The following is a 2693-nucleotide window of genomic DNA, read 5'->3' as shown; positions in this document are numbered from 1 at the left end:
GGAACAGCGTCCACAACTCGTCCGGCACCAACCGCTCGATCAGATCCGTCATGCACGGCTCAACGAGCAATCACGCCATCAGAAACGATGTCTTAGCAGCGCGGTCCCGATTCCGCGGCCGCGGCGTCGTCCCGCACCGCAACCGCTTTGATCTTCGCGTATTTCACCATCGACAGCAGTGCGTGTTGCTGGTAACCGGGCAGTTGAGCGACTGGGGAGATGACCGTGCCGGACGGGACGCCCAGCAGCGCCCCGATCATCTGTCCGTCCCGGTCCTGGGCGACCTGGGGCAGGGGCGGCGCCGCCGCCGCCGGCTGGAGGCTTCCTGCCGATGCCGCCCGCACGAGCGGCTCGATCAGGTCGGCGCTCGCGAGCCCGTCCAGCAGCCACGTCCCGCACTGCCCGTCGGCGAGCGCTTCGCGATGGCCGGTTTCCAAGTCGTCGGCGGCTGTCTTCAGCAACGCGGTCACCGCGTCGGCCTCCTCCGGCACCGCGTACCGGATCCGCATACCGTCCGGCCCCGGTAAGTGCCTGTTCCTGAGGCGGCCATGCTAGTGCCGTGACCGAATAGGTCCACCGGGTTGGGAGCGCAGGAATCCGCAACATGCCTCCCCTCGAATATCCACTGGTCACGTTGGCTGGGGGCGAGAAGAATCCCTGGTCATGACCCTGCTAACCCATTGGCCGCTTGCGGGCCTTCGGTTGACTACGCCGCGCCTGGAGCTGCGGTTGCCGAACCTGGATGATCTTGCCGCGTTGGCTTCATTGGCCGCCGAAGGTGTGCATGACCCGGCGGTTCAGCCGTTCACCGTGGCATGGACCGATGTCGAGCCCGAACAGCGTGCTCGGAGTGTCATGCAGTACCACTGGCGCTGCTGGGGGGAGTGGCAGCCGGAGAACTGGGAGCTGAACCTGGTGGTCGTGCGAGACGGGATCATCGTAGGTACGCAGGGCATCGGTGCCCGGGATTTTTCGGTCCGACGTGAAGTAGGCACTGGTTCCTGGCTGGGCAGGGCCTATCACGGCCAGGGCCTGGGGACTGAGATGCGCGCGGCTGTCCTCCACCTGGCCTTCGCTGGACTCGATGCGCAGCACGCTGTTTCTGGGGCCTATGCGGATAACGCAGCCTCGCTGGAGGTTTCGCGCAAGCTTGGCTACCGCGAGGACGGCATTGAGCGTCATGCCGTACGCGCCAAGCCCGCCGTGCTGCGCAGGCTCCGCCTCACTGCTGAACAGTGGCAACAACACCAGCTGGTCCCCGTGAAGATGGAAGGTCTGCCGGAGTGCCTGCCATGGTTCGGCCTGGCCTGACCGCGTAGCGGCGTGGAGATCATTCCGGATGGTCTGTGGAACGACGAGTCCAGATCGGGGCGGCGTCGCAAGCCGCGTTGTGGTTCAGGCCGCAGCAGCAAGCGGTCGCCCGCCCCACCGGATGCCCTTCTCGCTGCGGATCCCTGCACGTTCACGGCGTTGAGCGGCGAGGACGTCGGGACGGCGGGCGTTGGCGTTGCGCCAGCGCAGGTAGGCGTGCAGGGCCCGCGTCTGGGCGGTGTGGTTATGGTGTTTGGAGTTGGCGACTGTGAACTGCCGCAGTGGTCCGAAGTGGGCCTCGATCGGGTTCGCCCAGGACGCGTAGGTCGGGGTGAAGCACAGGCTGACCTTGTTCTTCTTCGCCCAGCGACGGATGTCGGCGCCTTTGTGGGCGGACAGGTTGTCCAGGATCACGTAGATCGGAGCGCCGTCCGGGCGGGCGCCCGGATCGACTTCAGCGCGACCAGGGTGTTCGCGGCGCCCTTCCTGCGGCGGTTGACGCCCCAGAGGGCGTCGTCCCCGATCGAGTAGCAGCCGTGGAAGTAGCGCACCCCGTGGGTGCGGTGGTAGGTCGCGGGATGCCGCTCGGGCCGGCCCTGCTCGGCCCAGCACGACCCGGCGGTGGGCCGGATCCCGAGCGGCCCGAACTCATCGAACGCGAACACCCGATACGGGAAACGCTCCAGCACCTCCTCGATGCGGTCCAGCTTGGCGTCGCGCTCGGGGTCGGGCGATTCCTTCCAGGTCTTGGTCCGCTGGAAGGTGATGCCGCGGCGGGCGAGTAGGCACCGTAACGCCTCACGGCCGATCCGGATGACATGGCCGTGCACTTTCCGCAGGTAGGCGGCGAGTTTGCGGATGGACCAGCGGGTGAAGGGCTGCCCAAGCTTGGTCGGGCGGGTTGTGGCCGTCCGCACGACGAAGTCCTCGTCGTCAGTGCAGAGCAGGCGGGGACGGCCTCCCGCCCACTGAGGGTCCAGACAGGCCAGGCCGATCTCGTTGAACCGGTGGATCACATCGCGCACGGTGTCCTCGTCGGCCTGCACCAGCTGCGCGATCACCGGTACTCGGTTCCCGCCGACCGAGGCCAGCAGCATCATCGCGCGCCGGTGGCGCACTGAACTCGTGCTGCCCCGGCGCACAATCTGCTGCAGCTTCTGCCCCTCCTGGTCGGTCAGTCTGCGCACACGGACAGACTCAGCCACCGCGCCTCCAGCGGTCGGAACGGATGTCACCCCACATCCAACCGCCGGAATCGCCACCCGGCGAACCTTCCCGGTCAGAGCACTTAGACATCGTTTCTGATGGCGTGATTGCTCGTTGAGCCGTGCATGACGGATCTGATCGAGCGGTTGGTGCCGGACGAGTTGTGGACGCTGTTC

Annotated in this window: 2 protein-coding genes and 1 pseudogene; 1 reads left to right on the top strand and 2 read right to left on the bottom strand. The window is 66.8% G+C overall.

Going from position 1 to position 2693, the window contains the following annotated elements; translation table 11 throughout:
- Window positions 1-92 precede the first annotated feature (92 nt).
- A complete protein-coding gene (locus ACZ6TU_RS38900; RefSeq protein ID WP_467682368.1) occupies window positions 93-470 on the bottom strand; it encodes a hypothetical protein in 378 nt (125 codons plus the stop codon).
- Between the two features lie 193 nt (window positions 471-663).
- Between ACZ6TU_RS38900 and ACZ6TU_RS38895 the strand changes: the two genes are divergently transcribed.
- Window positions 664-1311 (top strand): GNAT family N-acetyltransferase, encoded by a 648-nt coding sequence (locus ACZ6TU_RS38895; protein WP_467682366.1) that lies wholly within the window; start codon window positions 664-666, stop codon window positions 1309-1311.
- 84 nt (window positions 1312-1395) lie between these two features.
- Here ACZ6TU_RS38895 and ACZ6TU_RS38890 read toward each other — a convergent pair.
- Window positions 1396-2516, bottom strand: a pseudogene (locus ACZ6TU_RS38890) (IS630 family transposase).
- Window positions 2517-2693: the final 177 nt, after the last annotated feature.

It is taken from the genome of Streptomyces sp. NPDC052064 (assembly GCF_055585925.1).
The sequence above is the reverse complement of the archived record's forward strand: the minus strand, read 5'-3'. Positions and strand labels throughout refer to the sequence as shown.